This is a genomic window from Pseudomonas sp. NFACC04-2 (assembly GCF_900119265.1).
GTDB lineage: Bacteria > Pseudomonadota > Gammaproteobacteria > Pseudomonadales > Pseudomonadaceae > Aquipseudomonas > Aquipseudomonas fluorescens_AA.
In genome coordinates, this window is the sequence record NZ_FPJC01000002.1 from 137,132 (window position 1) to 155,942 (window position 18,811).

Genomic DNA, 18,811 nt, shown 5'->3' on the forward strand with positions numbered 1-18,811 from the left:
GCACTTTATGAACGCCAATGATTCCAAGCCAACGGCCGCTCGCGGCGAACGTCCCGGTGCGGATTTAACCGCCACCGTGACCTCAGGCACACGTCAGGGCGCGCGGGAGATCTGGGTTGAAGTTCCCAGTGAGAAAGGCTCGGCAGCCGCATGGTGCTATTCCGACCGCCGCGCCTACAGCCCAGGCGAAACAGTCAACCTGCACCTGTCCTCGAACAGCCCCTGGGTTACGTTGAAAATCTATCGTGACGGCGCGCTGCCTCATACCGTTCACCAAACCGCCCCCCTCGCGGCAAGCTTTCATCCATTGCCCGAACGCGTCTACGAGGTCGGCTGCCAATGGCCAGTGTTCGCGCCATGGCCAATACCCTTGGACGCCAAGCCAGGTGCCTATGTGCTGGAAATGCGGGATGGTGCCGATGCCGTGCTCGGTCATCATCTCTTTATCGTCAGGGCGCTGCGCAAATGCGCCGACGCACTGGTGCTGGTAGCGGCGACTTCCACTTGGGCCGCCTACAACGACTGGGGCGGCGCCAACCATTACTTCGGCATCCATCCCGGCACACCCCGCGGCCGCTCGCCGCTACTGTCAGCGCAACGCCCTTGGGCGCGCGGGCAAGTCTGGCTGCCTGAAGACGCACCGCGCTCGATCAATGCTTCGAGGCCGGGCAAACCGGGGCCGGCGCGCTATGAATTCATCGAGTGGGCCTCTCTGTACGGCTTCAGCAAGTACTACGCCCTGGCCGGCTGGGCATCCTATGAACGTCCGTTCGTAGTTTGGGCCGAAGAACAAGGCTATACGGTCGACATCCTGACTCAGGATGATCTGCATCACGACCCCGAGGTCTTGGACGGGTACGCCTGCGCGGTCTTTGTCGGTCACGATGAGTACTGGACCCGTGAAATGCGCGACAACGTCGAGGCATTTGTTGAAGCAGGGGGAAATGTTGCGCGCTTCGCCGGTAACTTCATGTGGCAGATTCGTCTGGAGAATCGCGGCGAACGTCAAGTGGCCTACAAATACGACGCCGCTGAGCTGGATCCCGTTGCGACCAGTAATGACATCACGCTCACGAGCGCCTGGGAGGATCCACGAGTGGGTCGGCCTGGGGCCAGCACCTTTGGCGTCAATGCACTGCGCGGGATTTACGGTAGCTTCGGGGGCATGGCCTCGCGTGGCCCAAGGGGGTTTACCGTGTTCCGGCCACAGCATTGGGCTCTGGCCGATACCGGGCTGGGCTACGCTGATCTGTTCGGCGATACGGCTAACATCTTCGGTTACGAGGTGGATGGCTTGGACTACACCTTCATCGACGGCCTTCCAGAACCTCTCGGCACGGATGGCGCACCGCCAGGGCTACAGATCCTTGCCATGGGCTGGGCGACCATCGCCGAGCACGGCCGGCCGCAGGATGCGTACTCATTCATGCTGGGCGATGCCGATGCCAGGTTTCGGGCGTCACTGCTGGCGCCCGACATGAGTGATACCAGCGTAAGCCTGCACAGCCGGGGGACTGGCATGCTCGTGCATTTTCAGAAAGGCCAAGGTGAGGTGTTCACCGCTGCGTCCTGCGAGTGGGTGAATGGACTCAAGCTCGACGAGTACTCCACCGTGACCATCACCCGTAATGTGCTGGATCGTTTCTTACCAGCAAAGGCGTGATCTTGGCGGGCTCATCGTAGATGCCGTTGCAGTTCGGCCGGAACTGCCGGGTGCCATTCACTCCACAGGCTCAGTGCTTCGACGTGCCTGTCGACTGGCCCCTGGTGGCTGGCCATTGATGCGCTTGAATGCTCGGCTGAATGCCGCTTGTGAGGTATAGCCCAAGCGTTGCGCGACGGCATCGATCGACAGGTTGTCCTGCGTCAGCCATTGGCTGGCGATCCGCATCCGCAGCTCGGTGGCGTATCGCAATGGAGGTACGCCAATGGTGGCCTGGAACCGTTGGGCGAACACGGAGCGCGAAACATGAGATTCGGCCGCCAGCTCGGCCACCGTCCACTCGCGCCCGGGTTGGCGATGCAACGCAAGGATAGAGCGTGCCAGGCGCGGATCTCGCAGCGCAGCCATGAGCCCTTGCGCACTTTCCGAACCATGCTCGACCCAACCCCGTACGAACAAAGAGGCAGCGACTTCCGCAAGCCGAGCCATGATCCCGGCATACCCGATGCGCCCGGCGCATATCTCACCCTTGATCGAATCAAGTATCGCTCCCAGCCCTGGATAACGTTGACCACCGGTGTCCGCCACCATGACATTCGGCATCAGCTTGCCCAACGCCCGCATGCCGCCAAGGTCGAACTCCATGCAGCCATAGAACAGGATCGCACTGGGCGTGGAAAGTGTGCTCGGACAAGTGTTCACACCGCTGACAGCCTCGCCCAAGGGGGCGGCATCAAGTTGGTCGATGGGCTGGACTGTGACATCCAGGGCGGATAGCAGTTCGTGCCTATGGCCTTGCGGCACCAAGACCGCGTCACCTGCCGAGAGGTGATGTATCGCGCCATCGCCTGTACGCAGGATGGCCGTACCCACCGCCAGATAATGAAAGTAGGCATGGGCCGATTTGTGTTCGAAACCCAAGCCAAAGCTCGGCCCCGTTTGAATACGGCGGTACTGGACACCGCGCAGCCGCATCCCCGTGAGCAGTTCGCTAATCAGCTCAGAAGACAGAGCGAATTGTCCTGATTCCGTCATGTTAGGTGTTTCGATCAAAAGACTAAGAGCCAGCATCATAGATCATCCTGACGCTCAGCCCTAGAGTGTGTCTCACAATCACTTTCCAAGGATTCTTGAGATGAGTAGCGATGTTCTTGACGCTGCACCTGGCAGCGTTGCTGGAGTAGAGCCGGCCACCCCGGCATGGACGGCGGTTTTCTCCCTGACCATGGGGGTCTTCGGCCTGCTGACGGCCGAATACCTTCCTGCCAGCTTGCTAACCCCCATGGCCTCTGATTTGAACGTGTCCGAAGCGCTGGCCGGACAAGCCGTGACCGTCACCGCCGTGGTTGCGTTGTTTTCCGGGCTCTTGGTGCCAGGTCTTACTCGCAAGCTTGACCGGCGCACCGTCTTGCTCGGTTTCTCCGCGCTGATGATTGCCTCCAACTTGCTGGTGGCCATGTCATCGAACCTGGTGGTCCTGTTGTTGATGCGAGTGCTGCTTGGCATTGCGTTGGGTGGGTTCTGGAGTATGGCGGCGGCCGTGGCCATGCGACTGGTACCGGCCAAGTTCGTACCTCGCGCGCTGTCCATCATCTTCAGTGGCATCGCCGTGGGAACAGTGGTTTCCGTGCCGCTGGGCAGTTATCTGGGCGGTCTCCTCGGCTGGCGCAGTGCCTTTTACGCGGCCGCGACGGTCGGCGTGCTGACGTTGATCTTCCAGTGGTTCACCCTACCCGGCATGGCACCTCGGAAAATGGCACGCACCGCCTCCGTGCTGGAATTGCTCCGTCGTCCTGGCATTGCCATCGGTATGATCGGCTGCGTGCTCGCACACACAGGTCAATACGCACTGTTCACCTACATCCGTCCCGCACTTGAAAGCGTCGTACCCATCGACACCGATGGCCTGGCTTTAATGCTGTTGGGCTTCGGCGTCGCCAATTTCGTTGGCACACTCGTGGCGGGTTGGCTGCTGGAGCGTAGCTTGCGCCTGACTTTGATCCTTATGCCTGCCCTGGTAGCCGTGACCGCGTTTGCCATGATCTCGCTTCCTATCCAGGCACCGGGACTGGCAGTCGCAGTCGCCCTCTGGGGCCTGGCTTTCGGCGGGGTGCCGGTTGCCTGGTCAAACTGGGTGGCACGCGCGGTTCCGGATCAAGCCGAAACCGCAGGTGGGATGGTCGTCGCTGCGGTGCAGTCGTCAATCGCCGCGGGCGCTGCACTCGGCGGGTTGGTCTTCGGCTTTGGCGGCGTAATGGGCGTGTTCATCATCGCAGGGGCGGTGATGCTGCTGGCCGCCCTGATGATTGCGCTTCGTGTTCGAGTGGAATTGCCGAAGCCTGCTGGAGGCGAACTATCAGGACATTCCCGACTCGCGCTTTGAAGCCGGATTTCTGCGAGTGCGGCATTTCGGGGCCGGATGCCGCAAACCAGAGGAGCGCGCAACCTTCGCGTACTGCTCCAACAGCCAAGCCAAGTCCTGGTAACAGAACGCTAGATGATGTGCCCCGAGTCTGCTCATCGACCTTGATGTGCGCCGGGCGCATGATGGATAAAATCGTCAATGACGAAGCCCGGCTAGCAGCGCTGACAGCCAGGACTCCAGAAGGACGCCTGGCATCCGCCAGGGAAGTCGCGGAGGCCATCTGCTGGTTGCTTTCACCGGGCGCAAGTTACGTCAACGGTACGACCCTCACGGTCGATGGCGGTGAAACAGCCGGCTTGCTCTCGCCTGAATCCTGATCGTTTCCATCCTCAGTGACGGTCGATGTCAGACCGTCGCTGTTTGGCCGCACGATGGCCAAGCAGGCTCGGGAGACCATGGCGACTGACAGCCACTCACGCAACCGCCGTTGCGGCCGCTCTGGAACGCCAGGCAAAAGCCAATACCATCAGCAGCCCCAGACCCGCCATCGCCGCTCCGGCCAGGGAAATTGCTGGATAACCCAGCCCGGCATTGATCACCGCTCCGCCCAGCGCCGCCCCTATCGCGTTGCCAAGGTTGAAGGCACCGATGTTCACTGCCGAGGCCAGGTTGGGCGCGTCCTTGGCGGCTTCCATGACGCGCATCTGTAGCGGCGGCACCAGGGCGAAGCTGGCGATACCCCATATCAGGATGGCCACGGAGGCCGGCAGTGGCCAACGCATCAGGACGGTAAACGCCAGCAGGACCACAATCAGCACGCTCAGCGAAACGATCAGGGTGCGGTCTATCGAGCGGTCGGCAGCCTTGCCACCCCACATGTTGCCCAGCGTCAACCCCACACCGAACAGAACCAGCATGGCGGTGATGTAAGCGGTGGACCCGTGAGTCTCGTTGCTGAGGATCGGCGCGATGTAGGTAAAGACCGTAAACATCGCACCCGAGCCGACTACGGTCAGGGCCAACGCACCCAGCACCGGGCCACGGCCCAGTACCCGGATTTCAGCCAGCACACCGACGCCTTGCGGCATTTTCAGGTTGGGCAAGGCGAACCACAACGCGGCCATGGTCAGCCCGCCGAGGCCGGTGATACCCCAGAATGCCGTGCGCCAGCCGAACAGTTCGCCAAACCAGGTGGCCAGCGGCACGCCGCCGATGGTCGCCAGGGTCAGGCCCATGAACATGGCCGCGACCGCCCCGGCACGTTTCTCCGGGGCGACCACGCTGGCGGCGATGATGGAGCCCACGCCGAAGAACGCACCGTGGTTCAGTGACGTCACCACCCTGGCGACCATGAGGCTGTAGTAATCGGTCGCCAGGGCTGACATCAGATTACCCAGGGTGAAAATCGCCATGAGCCCGATCAGCAGATAGCGCCGGGGGATCCTGCCGGTGGTCAGGGTCATCAGCGGCGCGCCGAGCAGTACGCCCAGGGCGTAGGCACTGACCAACAGTCCGGCGGCAGGAATGGAAACACCGAGATCCGCAGCGATGCCCGGCAACATGCCCATGGGGGCGAACTCGGTGACGCCGATGCCAAAGGCACCGATGGCGAGTGCGACAAGTGGTGGATTGATACGCATGGTAGGCTCCTTATCTATGCCGCCAATGCTACGATCCAGTCTTTTCAGGCGGTAGATAGCATTTTTGGCAATCACCTTTGCGTAAGAGGCACAAATGGACTTCAACGGCAGGTCAGGTGAGATGAGCGTGTTCGCCACCGTGGCGCAGGAAGGCAGCCTGTCAGCCGCCGCGCGAGCATTGGGGCTGACACCCTCGGCGGTCAGTCGGATCATCGCGCGTACCGAACAACGCCTGGGTACCCGCCTGCTGTTGCGCACCACCCGGGCGATCACCTTCACCGCCGAGGGCGAGGCCTTCCTGCGCGGCGCCCGGCGTATCCTGGCCGACATGGACGAGGTCGAAGAATCCATCGCCGACCAGGGCGTACCCAGGGGCCGATTGCGGGTCAGCGCCGCCCTTGGGCACGGGCGGCAGGCCATCGTTCCTTTGGTGGCAGCCTTCAGCGCCCGCTACCCGAACATCGTCGTCGACCTCACTCTCGGCGACGAAGTCGTCGATATTCTCGGCGGCCAGGCCGATGTGGCGGTACGCTTCGGCCATCTGCCGGACAGCCCGCTGACCGCGCGCAGGATCGGCGACACCGGCCAGGTGGTGGTGGCATCGCCCGAGTACCTGCAGCGCCACGGCATCCCCCAGGAGCCCGAAGACCTGCTACGACACAACTGCCTACGCTTCAACTTCCGGCGTGCCGAACCCAACTGGCCGTTCATCCGCGACGCAAGGGAGTTTTCCCTGAAGGTCAGTGGCAACATCGAATGCAGCAGTGGTGAAGCACTGGCACAATTCGCGCGAGTAGGTGCCGGCATTGCCCGTATCGGCGAATTCACCGTGAGCGAGGATTTACAGCGCGGTGACCTGATACCGCTGCTGGAAGCCTGGAACCCAGGCGACCGAGAACCGATTCACGTGGTGTTCGTAGGGGGCTCGGCAATGCCAGCGCGGGTGCGGGTGTTCGTGGATTTCTTGCTGGAACATCACAGAATGTGAGCGGTGGCATCACCGAAAGCGACCGTGATCACACGCGTACCTTTCCATCTGGCAAGCTGCGCCGCTAGGTGCCGTATCACTCTGCAGCCAGGAGCCTCTTCACCTCGGCGACAATCGAGTCTATGTCGAATGGCTTGGGCAGCACGGCATCAAACAAATCCGATCTCTTCATACCCAGGTGAGCCTGGGCACCGCTCATCAAGATGATCGGCAAACCCTTGACGGACGGCAGGGCTCGCACGGCCGTGGCGAATTCAAGACCATCCATGACCGGCATCATGAAGTCAGTGATGATCAGGGCTGGACGTTCTCTTTCCAGCACTTCCAGTCCCTTTTGACCATTGCTGGCTTTTACGACCATGAAGCCCTCGTCCTCTAGTGCAAAACTGAGGATGTCAGCGATCAAATACTCGTCGTCGACGACCAGGATGGTGGTCATGTTAATTCAACCCGCTCAAAGACTTATGATATTGAACCAGGCAATGACTCAGCTGAGGCTGAAGGTTCATTTCTCAAAGCCTTTTCAAGGAAAACATCTTGATCTCGGATGACCACCTCGAATCGCGACGGGTCATAAGAGCTATCACGTACCTTAAGAATGGACAGCGTCCTTCTTAGTTCAGCGTGATCCTCAAGGAAGCGCATGAGCATCAGGTTGTCGACAATGCTGGACAGGTCCGAGTTCGGTGAGCTGACCTCGGAACCGAATAGATCTCGCATCTCCCAGGAGGCAAACACCGTAACGCCCCGGGATCGCAGCTCGTTCATCAGCGCACTGTAGAAGTCGGTAATCCGCGCGGGATTTGTCGAAGTCCGTGTCATGCCGCTCAGGCTATCGATGAACAGGCGCTTGATACCCTTTTCCTTGACGATGTTCAGCAGTCGTGCGCCGAGTCCATCCAGCAAGCCTTCGGTGGTGGGCTGCCAGGCGATGCTCAACGCACCGCTTTTTTCCATATCTTCGATATCGATGCCCAGGGAGAGGCCTTTGAGGCGCAGTCGCTGCGGGCTTTCATAGAATCCGAAATGCAAGCCAGGGGCATCTGCCGTCGACTTGGCGAGGAATTTGAGCCCCAGCGTCGTTTTCCCGATCCCGGAAGGACCAATGACCAGGGACACGCTGGAGCTGTGCAAGCCCCCGCCCAATATCTCATCCAGGGAATCGATCCCGCTGGCAATACGCGTCATGTCGGCGCTGTCGGGCGCGGATGGACGACTGTAGAGGCTTTCCAGGCGCGGATAGACAACCAAGCCATCGTCGTTGATTTCACATTCGTGAAGACCGGTCAACGCGCTGCTGCCGCGGGTCTTGCGCAGTTGAATACGCCGTACCGAACGCGTGCCGAACAGCTCTTCTCCCATTTCGATGACACCATCCACCATCGTGTGCTCGGGGCTCCCGTCGTCGAGCCGCGAACTGGTGAGGAACAACACGGTGCAACCGGCGAAAGCGGCATGTCCCTGCAGCTCTGAGATGAATTTCTTGGTATCGATAGGCGAGTCGGCCTTGGAGCGTGCATTGAGCAAACCATCGACCACCATCACGGTAGCCTTTTGCCGGCTGATCTCCCGTCGAAGCAGTTTCACGACTTCATCCAGGCATTCGTTTTCCAATGTGTCGAATGCGCTGACAAATTGGATTTCGGCACCGACTTTGGATGAGTCGAAAAAGCTCAGCGTAGAAAGAAACTGGAAAAGTCGATCATGTGATTCGGCCAACAGCGTGGCGACTAAAACACGACCGCCACCGCGGGCATGATGGAATCCAAGTTGGTTCGCGAGGATCGTCTTGCCTGAACCTGGGCGTCCTTGGATTATGTATGAAGCACCCGCGACCAGCCCCCCCTGGAGCAGCGCGTCGAGTCCTTCGATTCCGCTTTGAAGGCGTTTTAGCTTTTCCACAATGCGACCCTGATCTGAAAACAGGCTGTTTAAGCCCAATGGATGGGATGCTAACGCCATTTCCACTTCGGAGCCATTCAGGTTGAATGGAAAGTTGGCCTGGGAGTCGCTCGCCTTGGGCCGATACGACGCCACCGACAACGCCCAAGCGGTGCCCGCTGCCTCTTCAACAAGCGCTTAAAACAAGGCATCCAATACCCGGTAATAACTGATCCCGGCCGCAAGATAAAGCCGCTGCAACGCGTGAAACGGAATTCGCCGCAGTGGCATCACCGGGAACGGGAAGTCCTGCGTCGCCCCTGAGAGCTTCGCGGCCAGATGCTTGCCTAACGCCGTGGACAGGGCGATGCCGCGGCCGTTGTAGCCGAGCAAGACTGACAGCCCCGGTGCCGGATCATGCACATGGGGAAGAAAGCTTTGCGTCAGGGCGACCCGGCCACTCCAGCGATACTCGACAGGCACATCCGCCACTTGCGCAAACAGCGTCCCCAGCGAACGCTCCAGGTGCGCCCAGTCACGCTGCCGGGAAGGCTCCGAGAACGGCCCTCGCCCTCCCAGAAGCAAACGCCCCTGGGCATCCAGCTTGAAGTACAGCAGCAAACGGCGTGAGTCCGAACAGACCTCGCCACCGGGCAGGATGGTCTTGCGGATCGCCAGCGGGAGCGGACGGGTCGCGATGATGAAGCTGTTGGCCGCGACGACGGTCTGGCGCAACCCGGGCCACAGGTCGTCGGTGTAGCCATCGGTGGCCAACAACACCCGTTGCGCACTGACCTTGAAGCCTTGCGCGGTGGACAATAGCCAGCCTGACCGCTGCCGCTGCAGCCCCGTGACGCGGCTGTGGCCATGGATCATTGCACCCTGCCCCACGGCGGCCTTCGCCAGGCCACGGGCGTAACTCAACGGATGCAAGCTGCCGGCCCGAGGATCGACCCACCCCCCCAGGTAATGCTCGGTACCGATACGTCGGCTGACCGCGGCCCGGTCCAACAGCTCCACCTTGACGCCTCGGCGTTGCCATTGCGCGGCGCGCTGCTCGATGGTCTTCATGGCGGTGGTTGAACAGGCCGGTTGAATCCAGCCTTTCTGGGTGGCATCACACTCGATCCCGTACTGGTGAATCAGCGCAAACACTTCGTCAGCGGCTGACCCGGCCGCCTCGATCATCGCTTCGGCACGGGCCGGGCCAAACTTGGCGTGCAATTGATCCGGGTCGAACTTCAGCCCTGGAATCACCTGCCCGCCGTTGCGCCCCGAGGCGCCCCAGCCTGGCTCCCCTGTATCCAGCACACAGACGCTGACACCCGCTTCGGCCAAGCGTAAAGCCGTCACCAAACCGGTATAGCCAGCCCCTACGATGGCCACATCCACTTGCTTGTCTTCGGCCAAGGCCGGCGTTTCCACCGCCGGTGTCGCAGTCGCGGCCCAGAGCGAGGCCGGCAGTTGCGGGGCGAAAGGTGCATTCATGCCGGCACCTCCCCGCTGTGGTTGAGCAGTCGGCGAAGAAAGTCCTGTGTGCGAGGATGCGTCGGCGTACTCAGTACTTCCCCGGCGGGTCCTGATTCGACGATCTTGCCGCTGTGAAGAAAACAGACCTTGTCGGCGACGTCTCGAGCGAAGGCCATTTCGTGGGTCACCACGATCATGGTCATGCCCTCATCGGCCAGATTGCGCATCACCGCCAACACTTCGCCGACCAACTCCGGATCGAGGGCCGAGGTCGGTTCGTCGAAGAGAATCGCCTGGGGGTTCATCGCCAACGCCCGGGCAATGGCGACACGTTGCTGCTGCCCCCCGGACAGTTCATCCGGGTAGGCATTCATCCGATGGGACAAGCCGACCTTTTCCATCAGCGCCTCGGCATTCCTGCGGGCCGCCTGAGGGTTCTCCTTCTTTACGTAGATCGGCCCTTCCATGACATTTTCCAGGGCCGTGCGGTGCGGGAACAGATTGAAGCGCTGGAAGACCATCGCCACCCGAGTGCGAATGTCGTGGATGCTCCTGGCATTGCGATCGACACGTTCATCGCCGACCAGGACCTCGCCTCGGTCATAACTTTCCAAGCCGTTGATGCAACGCAGCAACGTGGACTTCCCCGACCCCGAAGGGCCAATCAGGCACACCACTTCACCACTCTTGACCTGCAAATCGATGCCTTCGAGGACCGGCACGCTGCCGTAACGCTTGTGGATGCCCTTGATCTCGATCATGACGTTCTCCGGGTGCTGAAGCGTGCTTCCAAACGACGCAGCGCAAAGGACAGCGGCAGGCTCATCGCCAGGTAGAGCAATGCCACCAGGGTGTAGACCGTCATGTTCTCGAAGGTCGAAGAGGCGATCAGTTGCCCCGCCCGAGTCATCTCGGCCACGGTGATGGTGGAGACCAGCGACGAGTCCTTGAGCATCATGACCAGGGTGTTGCCATAAGGCGGCAAGGCAATGCGGAATGCCTGGGGCAGCACCACTCGCCGCATCACCATCGCACCGCGCATACCCAAGGATTCCGCCGCCTCGATCTGTCCTTGCTGGATCGCCTGGATACCGGCCCGGAAGTTCTCCGCCTGATAGGCCGAATAAGCGATTCCCAGGCCGATGACACCGGCCTGCATGGCCGTCAGTTGAATGCCGAATTCCGGCAGGACGAAATAGATATAAAACAGCTGCACAATGATCGGCAGCCCCCGGATGATGTTCACCACGCTGATGGCGAACAACGCGATCGTACGTATTTTCGAGACCATCATCAGGGCCAGGAGCAGGCCGATCAGCGAGCTGAGTACAAACGACCCGGCCGTCACTTGAAGAGTGACCACCGCCCCCTTGAGCAAGATAGGGAGGAAGTCCAACGCATTCTGGAGAATCATAAAAGCTACCCACGAAACGATGAGTGGACCCGCCCGCTACCGCAGGCGGTCGACAAAACCATCAGTTGAGTTTCCACTTCTCGATGATCCGTTCGAGGGAACCATCAGCCTTGATCGCAGCGATGCCTTTGTTGACCTGCTCCAGTGTTGCGTTGTCGCCCTTGCGCACGATCAGGCAAACGTCCCCCATCACCACCGGCTGATAGCTCTGCACCAGGTGCACCTTGTTCTGCGTGCCCTGGGCCAATTGGTAGGCGACGATCGGGCGATCGGCGAAACCCGCCTTGATACGGCCGAGGGCCAGGTCGCGCATGAGATCCGGGATCGAGTCATAGCCACGGACTTCCTTGAAGACACCCCGCTTGTTCAGCTCATCGATGAACACGGTGCCGACCTGGGCGCCGACAACCTCGCCGGCAAAATCCTCCATGCGGGTGTACGCGGTCTGGTCGTCGGCCTTGACGATCAGGCCCTCGCCATAGGTGAAGACCGGATCGGAATACTGCACCACCTTTTCCCGCGCTGGCGTGCGGAGCATGGCGGCAGAAATCAGATCGATCTTGTTTGACGTCAGTGACGGGATCAGCGAAGCGAAGGTGGTCTGCTGGATCTCCACCTCAAAGCCGCCAGCCTTGGCCACCGCCTGCGCGGCGTCGATCATCATGCCCTGGATACTCTGGCTCTTGACGTCGAGAAAGGTGAAGGGAATCCCCGTTGCGGTTGCGCCGACCTTGTAGACGGGCTCGGCGACGGCGTTGGCTGAAGCGATGCCAGCAGCCAGGGCAACAACGAACGTGAGTGCACGAAAGCGAGTAAGCATGGCGTATCTCCCATTGGACGCTTTTATTGTCTTAAGTCCGGTAAGGGTTGCCCCATAGGAATGGCAGGAGGCTCAAAATGACTGTAAAGCGATTTACAAAAATCGTAAAGAGATTTACAAGTATCGAATATCGATATCCAAAGCGCAGAATATAAGGATTTCCATGAGCGATAACCCTCATCCGCTGTTCAATCAGTCATTGGAAAAAGGCCTGGCGGTGTTGCGGGCGTTCAACGCAGCCCGGCGCACGATGAACCTGGCGGATATCGCCCAAGCTGCAGACATCAACAAAAGCTCGGCGCAACGCATGATCCATACCCTCGAAGAGCTGGGTTATGTGCGCAAGCATCCGCAGACCAAGCGCTTCCAGTTGACCCCGAAGGTCATGGAGATCGGCTACAACTACCTGGCCGCCGACACATTGGTGGACGTGGCCAACCCGTTCCTTGCCGAGTTGGCACAGGCTACCGGGGAAACGACCAACCTGACCGAGCCCGACGGGCTGGACATGGTGTACGTGGCACGCTTCGTGGCGCCGAAATTCATCCCTATCCACATGCCCATCGGCAGCCGGATCCCGATGTACTGCACCGGTTCCGGACGGGCCTTCCTGAGCGCCCTGCCCGATGACGAACTCGTTGCCGCGCTGCAAGCCAGCGAGCGCAAACGCCATACTCAGTACACCCTGACCGCGGTCGACGACATCATCGAGCAGATCGAGACCACTCGGCACAGGGGCTACGCCACGAACAAGGAAGAATTGTTCCTCGGCGACATGGCCATCGCCGCGCCGATCATTGGCAGCCAGGGCCTGCCAGTCGCAGCCGTGCATGTGGTGGTGCCAACGAGTCGCTGGAGCATGGAGGAAGCCGAGCGCAAGCTGGCGCCTGCGGTGATTGAATGTGCACGGGCGATTCGTTCGTCAATACGAACCCTTTAGCAGATTGCTCCAGTGGACAGACATCCTCCCCCTTGCACAAATCCAATTATTACCCCCGTCACTTAGAGGGGGGACTGCGCATACTGGACGGGGCGATTTGAACCCTAGGCTAGTTCAACTGGGCGCCCTTCCAACGGAACACGCCGGAGCAGGTAGCGGTGTTTGAACGAGAACAGCGCCAACGGTGTGATGGTGCAACTTACCTATCACTCCGGTTGCCGCCAAGGTTCGTGAGCGACTCACACATAAAGATTAAACCGAAGCCTTCAGATCCACCCCCAGCGCCCGCGCAAAGGCCTTGACCAAGGGACTGCGCACAGTGTTGTGGCGCAGTATCAGACTGAACGGCGTGACGATGTTGATCAGGTCTGGACGCACTGCGCGCAACTCTCCCCGCGCCACCATCGACGCGGCGTAATGCTGAGGCAGAAACCCGAGAAAACGCCCCGTCTTGATCAGCAACGCCACGGCTTCCACTTGGGTGGCGGAGGCGGAAAAGCTGTCGTAGTGCGCAAATTTCAGTTTATCGCGATGAATCGCGTAGCGATGGTTGACGCATTCGTACTCCTTGAGTACATGCTCCCCCATGTTCTCGTCCGCCATGGAGAACAACGGGTGGCCAAGTGCGCAATAGACCTGCGAACGTTCTTCATAAAGTTCGTAGTAATCGAACTCTTCGCGTTTTTGATAAATCGGTACGATCCCCGCTACCAACCGCCCTTCGACGACACCTCTTTCGACTTCATCGAGTTGTGAAGCCTGAAGTTGAAACCGGACCTTGGGCGACTGTTCATTCATTTGCCTGAGCGCAGCAACTAACGGAGAATTATCATCCGAGATAGTATTATCAATAACCCCCACACCAAGATCACCGACAAGTTCGTTTTGCGCTGAACTAAGGCGATCACGAAAGTTGTCAACCGAGGCAAATAAGTCTATCGACGCCTGATACACCAGACGCCCTTCTTCCGTCAGGTGAAAGCCCTCGCGCCCGCGTGTGCAAAGGCGCATCCCGATACGGATTTCCAAGTCGGAAATCTGTTTGCTGATGGCTGCCAGCCCCACATTCAGCTCATTTTGTGCGGCACTGAAGCCTCCCGCCTCGACCACGGCCTTGAATACTTTGAGCAATTTGAAGTCCAGCCCGCTGAGGGCCAACGGTGCCCTTTGCGGGGTTCTTGGCGGCGGGTTTCCGGAATTGGAAAGTGGGGTTTCCATAATGCTTATTTACCTCTGGCGCTCTATTCAACAACCTGTGCCCAACAACAAGAACAAGCTGGCCCAATAATAATGACCACAGAAAACCAAGCTTGGCAACCGCCAATAAATTCCGAACATCAGCGCCTAAACGCTGGTCGCGAAACATCAAAAGCTGACAGTTCGATCAGCGCTCGCACCGATGCAACTGCCCTCTTGAAAACTGCTCTGGCCTGACTTCGCTCGCTGATTTTCGTAGCGACGTCTTGGCCTGGAGTACCCGTTTCAGTTCGCGTAACCGACGAGGAAAACAACAATGTCTCAAACCACCGACCGACTCTGGGGTGCTCGCTTCAAATGCGGCCCTTCCGAAGCCTTGGCGGCCCTGTCCCGTTGCCCTGAGCGCTACTTCCGGCTCACCCCGTACGACCTCGCCGGCTCCAAGGCCCATGCCCGGGAATTGCAGCGCGCCGGACTGCTGACCGAACAAGAAACCCAGACCATGCTCGAGGCCCTGGAACGCATCGGCGCGGACTATCGCGCCGGCAGCATCGCCCCGACCGTGGATGATGAAGACGTCCACACGTTCATTGAGCGCCTGCTGACCGAACGGCTTGGCGCCCTGGGTGGCAAGCTGCGGGCCGGCCGTTCGCGCAACGACCAGACCGCCAACGACCTGCGGCTGTTCCTGCGTGACCACGTACGCACCGTGGCCGTTGAAGTATTGGGCCTGCAGCAGGCGCTGGTGGAACAGGCCGAGCAACACATCGAAAGCATCTGCCCTGGCTTCACTCACCTGCAACAAGCGCAACCGATCGTGTTCGCTCACCATCTGCTGGCCCACGCCCAGTCGATGCTACGCGACGTACAGCGGCTGGTGGACTGGGACGCACGGACGTCGCTGTCACCACTCGGTGCGGCGGCCATGGCGGGTTCGGCGATCGCTCGCCTACCTCAGCAATCGGCAAAGGAGATGGGCTACAGCGGCGTTTGCGAAAACTCCATCGACGCCGTGGCCAGCCGCGATCATGTCGCAGAGTTCCTGTTCATCGCCAGCATGCTCGGCATCAATATCTCGCGCCTTGCCGAAGAGTTCTGCCTGTGGTCGTCGCGGCAATTTCGCTGGATCGCACTGGACGATGCCTACGCCACCGGCAGCTCGATCATGCCGCAGAAGAAGAATCCAGACATCGCCGAACTGGCGCGAGGCAAGGCCGGTCGCCTGATCGGCAACCTGACCGGCCTGCTCTCCACGCTTAAATCCTTGCCACTGTCCTACAACCGTGACTTGAGCGAAGACAAGAACGGTGTGCTCGACAGCGTCGATACGCTGCTACTGGTGCTGCCCGCCATGGCGGGCATGGTGGCGACCATGAAAGTCAATGTCGAGGAATTGCGCCGCCAGGCACCGCTGGGCTTCACCCTCGCCACCGAAGTTGCCGATTGGCTAGCGGTGCGCGGCGTGCCGTTCAAGGAAGCTCACGAAATCACCGGTGCGTTGGTCCAGGCGTGCGAGAAACACGACATCGAACTGTGGGAGGCCTCCCCCGCTCTGCTGGCGGAAATCGATCCGCGCCTCACCCCAGAGGTACGCGAAAGCCTGACCCTCGAAGCCGCCATCGCTGCACGCAATGGCTGGGGCGGGACCGCGCCACAACAGGTACGCGAACAGATCGGGCGCTTGAAAACCGCCCTCGCCACCCAGCAGCAATGGACCGAGGACTATCAGGGCTTCCGCCTCTGAGCAACACACCGAACCTGTGGGAGCGAGCTTGCTCCCACCGCGATAGCGCCGAAACCGAGTACGGAGAAACAACATGAGCCAGACACAGGCAGAACGACTCCAGGCGGAGCGCAAGCTGGCAGAAAACCAGTTTGACATTACCCAGTACGATCATGTGCCCCGGCGCTACTACGGGCGGATCTTCTTCGCCACGCTGATCGTTATCGCCCTTGTTGGCCTGGTGCGCGCCTTCGCAGAAGGCAAGATCGAATGGTCGTACATCGGCCAGTTCCTGACCTCCGAGGCGATCATGTGGGGCTTGCTCAACACCATCGTCATGGCCGTATTGGCCATGGCGCTGGGCATCGTGTTCGGCGTGATCACTGCGATCATGCGCATGTCGGCCAACCCGATCCTGCGCTATGTGGCCGTGACCTATACCTGGCTGTTTCGCGGCACGCCGCTGATCCTGCAACTGCTCCTGTGGTTCAACCTGGCACTGATCTTCCCCACCATCGGCATTCCCGGCCTGTTCGAAATGGACACCGTGAGCCTGATGACCCCGTTCGCGGCGGCCTTGCTGGGCTTGAGCATTAACCAGGGTGCCTACACCGCCGAAGTGGTGCGCGCCGGCCTGCTCTCGGTGGACACCGGGCAATATGAGGCTGCCAAATCGATCGGCATGCCACGTCTGCAAGCGCTGCGCCGGATCATTCTGCCCCAGGCCATGCGGATCATTATTCCGCCGGTAGGCAACGAGTTCATCGGCATGGTGAAGATGACCTCGCTGGCGAGCGTCATCCAATACTCGGAATTGCTCTACAACGCCCAGAACATCTACTACGCCAACGCCCGTGTGATGGAGCTGCTGATCGTCGCCGGCATCTGGTACCTGGCCACCGTCACCGTCCTGTCCTTTGGTCAGAGTCGCCTGGAGCGTCGTTTCGCCCGCGGCGCCGGCAAGCGTTCCTGAGGAGTTCCACATGAGAAGCATCGTCAAGGCCGTGAGCCTGAATAAATATTACGACCAGTTCCACGCGCTCAAGGACATCAACATCGAAGTCGAGCAAGGCGAAGTGCTGTGCATCATCGGCCCGTCCGGCTCGGGAAAAAGCACCTTGCTGCGCTGCGTCAACCAGTTGGAAAAAATCGACAAGGGCGGCCTGTGGGTCGACGGCGAACTGGTGGGTTATCGGATCGTCGGCAACAAGCTGCACGAACTCAACGAAACCCAGATCGCCCGCCAGCGGCTGTCCACCGGCATGGTGTTCCAACGGTTCAACCTGTTCCCGCACATGACCGTGTTGCAGAACATCATCGAAGGCCCGTGCCAAGTGCTCAAGCGCTCCCCCAAAGAGGCGAATGAGGAGGCCTTGGAATTGCTCGCTCGTGTCGGTCTGGCGGACAAGCGCAACAGCTACCCGATCGAGCTTTCGGGCGGCCAGCAGCAACGCGTGGCCATCGCTCGCGCATTGGCCATGCGTCCCAAGCTGATGCTGTTCGATGAACCCACTTCGGCACTCGACCCGGAACTGGTCGGTGAGGTGCTGTCGGTGATGCGCGATCTTGCGCAGACCGGCATGACCATGATCGTCGTCACCCATGAACTGGGCTTCGCTCGCGAAGTTTCCAATCGCATGGTGTTCATGGACGGCGGGCAGATCGTGGAGGCTGGAAGCCCCGAAGAAATACTAATAAGTCCGCAAAACCCTCGCACCCAAAGCTTCATTTCTGCCGTTCGAACCTAAGCGTCCGTTGACGCTCACAACACTCATAAGAGAACGACCATGAAGAACTTCTTTATCCCCGCAGTACTCGCAGGCGTCATGGCATCCGGCTTTACCGTCGCAGCCGAATTGCCGGCAAGCATCAAGGCCAAGGGCGAAATCGTCGTGGCGATCATGCCGAACTACCCACCGATGGACTTCAAGGACCCGGCCACCAACACCCTCACCGGCTTTGACTATGACCTGGGCAATGCCCTGGCCGAGCGCCTGGGTGTGAAGATCAAATGGCAGGAAACCGGCTTCGAACAAATGATCAACGCCCTGACCACCGACCGCGTGGACATGGTGCTGTCGGGCATGACCGACACCGTAGAACGTCAGGCCAGCGTGACCTTCATCGACTACTTCACCAGTGGTCCGCAGTTCTACACCTTGCAGAAAAACAAGGACACCAACGAGATCCTCGACCTGTGCGGCAAGAAAGTCGGCACCAGCCGCCGCACCACCTTTCCAGCGGAAATCGCCGAGTGGAGCAAGGCCAACTGTGAGGCCGCCGGCAAGCCGGGGATCAACGTGGTCGGCACCGAAGGCTCGGCCGATGCCCGGGCGCAACTGCGTCAGAGCCGCATCGATGCAGCCATGCAGGGCAGCGAAACCCTGCCTTACCTCAAGACCCAGGAAAAGGACATGTACAAGACCGTGGGCCTGCCGATCTCCGAGCAGTACACCGGCATGGGCGTGAGCAAGAAGAAACCTGAGCTCAGCGAAGCGGTGAAGGTTGCGCTGCAAAGCATGATCGATGACGGCAGCTACCAGGCGATCCTGAAGAAATGGGACCTTGAACTAGGGGCGATCAAAACCGTGACCATCAACGCCGGAAAGTGATCCCACAGGCCATTCGATTGCGATATGGCAACGGGCTTGCTTGCGAGTGGTTCAACGTCAATGTGGCCTGACTCGACGCCATCGCAAGCAAGCCCGCT

Annotated in this window: 18 protein-coding genes; 9 read left to right on the plus strand and 9 right to left on the minus strand. The window is 60.1% G+C overall.

Features of this window, described 5'->3' with window-relative positions; all coding sequences use genetic code 11:
* The first annotated feature begins 7 nt into the window (after positions 1-7).
* Complete coding sequence (locus BT125_RS02910) at positions 8-1,663, plus strand: N,N-dimethylformamidase beta subunit family domain-containing protein (RefSeq protein WP_072405098.1); 1,656 nt, start codon at positions 8-10, stop codon at positions 1,661-1,663.
* Between the two features lie 57 nt (positions 1,664-1,720).
* Here the strand turns inward: BT125_RS02910 and BT125_RS02915 are convergent, their stop codons facing one another.
* The gene (locus tag BT125_RS02915) at positions 1,721-2,734 is read right to left on the minus strand and encodes an AraC family transcriptional regulator (RefSeq protein WP_371857787.1); all 1,014 of its coding nucleotides are present in this window, start codon (positions 2,732-2,734) and stop codon (positions 1,721-1,723) included.
* A gap of 64 nt (positions 2,735-2,798) precedes the next feature.
* Between BT125_RS02915 and BT125_RS02920 the strand changes: the two genes are divergently transcribed.
* Together BT125_RS02920 and BT125_RS02925 are read left to right on the plus strand one after the other, a co-directional pair.
* A complete protein-coding gene (locus BT125_RS02920; protein ID WP_072405100.1) occupies positions 2,799-4,046 on the plus strand; it encodes an MFS transporter in 1,248 nt (415 codons plus the stop codon).
* Between the two features lie 164 nt (positions 4,047-4,210).
* A complete protein-coding gene (locus BT125_RS02925; protein ID WP_256573707.1) occupies positions 4,211-4,405 on the plus strand; it encodes an SDR family oxidoreductase in 195 nt (64 codons plus the stop codon).
* Between the two features lie 96 nt (positions 4,406-4,501).
* Here BT125_RS02925 and BT125_RS02930 read toward each other — a convergent pair whose 3' ends face one another.
* Positions 4,502-5,668, minus strand: coding sequence for an MFS transporter (locus BT125_RS02930; RefSeq protein ID WP_072405101.1), 1,167 nt, complete (start codon positions 5,666-5,668; stop codon positions 4,502-4,504).
* A 94-nt stretch (positions 5,669-5,762) separates the two neighbouring features.
* On the opposite strand from BT125_RS02930, the gene BT125_RS02935 reads away from it, so the two are divergent.
* On the plus strand, positions 5,763-6,656 hold the full coding sequence (locus BT125_RS02935; protein ID WP_072405102.1) for a LysR family transcriptional regulator: 894 nt from the start codon (positions 5,763-5,765) through the stop codon (positions 6,654-6,656).
* A 76-nt stretch (positions 6,657-6,732) separates the two neighbouring features.
* Here the strand turns inward: BT125_RS02935 and BT125_RS02940 are convergent, their stop codons facing one another.
* The 6 genes from BT125_RS02940 to BT125_RS02965 form a co-directional block, all read right to left on the minus strand.
* Entirely contained in the window at positions 6,733-7,095 is a 363-nt protein-coding gene (locus BT125_RS02940) for a response regulator (protein WP_072405103.1), read from the minus strand.
* Between the two features lie 23 nt (positions 7,096-7,118).
* Complete coding sequence (locus BT125_RS02945; protein ID WP_072405380.1) at positions 7,119-8,558, minus strand: ATPase domain-containing protein; 1,440 nt, start codon at positions 8,556-8,558, stop codon at positions 7,119-7,121.
* 177 nt (positions 8,559-8,735) lie between these two features.
* Positions 8,736-10,025 carry an NAD(P)/FAD-dependent oxidoreductase gene (locus BT125_RS02950; protein WP_072405104.1) on the minus strand — a complete coding sequence of 430 codons (1,290 nt, stop codon included), beginning with the start codon at positions 10,023-10,025 and terminating at the stop codon, positions 8,736-8,738.
* Positions 10,022-10,768 carry an amino acid ABC transporter ATP-binding protein gene (locus tag BT125_RS02955; RefSeq protein ID WP_072405105.1) on the minus strand — a complete coding sequence of 249 codons (747 nt, stop codon included), beginning with the start codon at positions 10,766-10,768 and terminating at the stop codon, positions 10,022-10,024. The genes BT125_RS02950 and BT125_RS02955 overlap by 4 nt, the downstream gene beginning before the upstream one ends.
* Positions 10,765-11,421 carry an amino acid ABC transporter permease gene (locus BT125_RS02960; RefSeq protein WP_072405106.1) on the minus strand — a complete coding sequence of 219 codons (657 nt, stop codon included), beginning with the start codon at positions 11,419-11,421 and terminating at the stop codon, positions 10,765-10,767. The genes BT125_RS02955 and BT125_RS02960 overlap by 4 nt, the downstream gene beginning before the upstream one ends.
* Positions 11,422-11,482: 61 nt before the next feature.
* The gene (locus BT125_RS02965; protein ID WP_072405107.1) at positions 11,483-12,241 is read right to left on the minus strand and encodes an ABC transporter substrate-binding protein; all 759 of its coding nucleotides are present in this window, start codon (positions 12,239-12,241) and stop codon (positions 11,483-11,485) included.
* Positions 12,242-12,404: 163 nt separating this feature from the next.
* On the opposite strand from BT125_RS02965, the gene BT125_RS02970 reads away from it, so the two are divergent.
* The gene (locus BT125_RS02970) at positions 12,405-13,181 is read left to right on the plus strand and encodes an IclR family transcriptional regulator (protein WP_072405108.1); all 777 of its coding nucleotides are present in this window, start codon (positions 12,405-12,407) and stop codon (positions 13,179-13,181) included.
* Positions 13,182-13,433: 252 nt separating this feature from the next.
* On the opposite strand, the gene BT125_RS02975 is transcribed toward BT125_RS02970, so the two are convergent.
* Positions 13,434-14,399 carry a LysR family transcriptional regulator gene (locus BT125_RS02975; protein WP_072405109.1) on the minus strand — a complete coding sequence of 322 codons (966 nt, stop codon included), beginning with the start codon at positions 14,397-14,399 and terminating at the stop codon, positions 13,434-13,436.
* Between the two features lie 295 nt (positions 14,400-14,694).
* Here BT125_RS02975 and argH point away from each other — a divergent pair, with 295 nt between their 5' ends.
* The 4 genes from argH (at position 14,695) to BT125_RS02995 (ending at position 18,713) form a co-directional block, all read left to right on the plus strand.
* Positions 14,695-16,122, plus strand: a complete 1,428-nt coding sequence (gene argH, locus BT125_RS02980) for an argininosuccinate lyase (protein ID WP_072405110.1) — start codon at positions 14,695-14,697, stop codon at positions 16,120-16,122.
* 73 nt (positions 16,123-16,195) lie between these two features.
* On the plus strand, positions 16,196-17,074 hold the full coding sequence (locus BT125_RS02985) for an amino acid ABC transporter permease (protein ID WP_060742901.1): 879 nt from the start codon (positions 16,196-16,198) through the stop codon (positions 17,072-17,074).
* 10 nt (positions 17,075-17,084) lie between these two features.
* Positions 17,085-17,849, plus strand: coding sequence for an amino acid ABC transporter ATP-binding protein (locus BT125_RS02990; RefSeq protein ID WP_008001408.1), 765 nt, complete (start codon positions 17,085-17,087; stop codon positions 17,847-17,849).
* A gap of 39 nt (positions 17,850-17,888) precedes the next feature.
* On the plus strand, positions 17,889-18,713 hold the full coding sequence (locus BT125_RS02995; RefSeq protein WP_072405111.1) for an ABC transporter substrate-binding protein: 825 nt from the start codon (positions 17,889-17,891) through the stop codon (positions 18,711-18,713).
* Positions 18,714-18,811 lie beyond the last annotated feature (98 nt).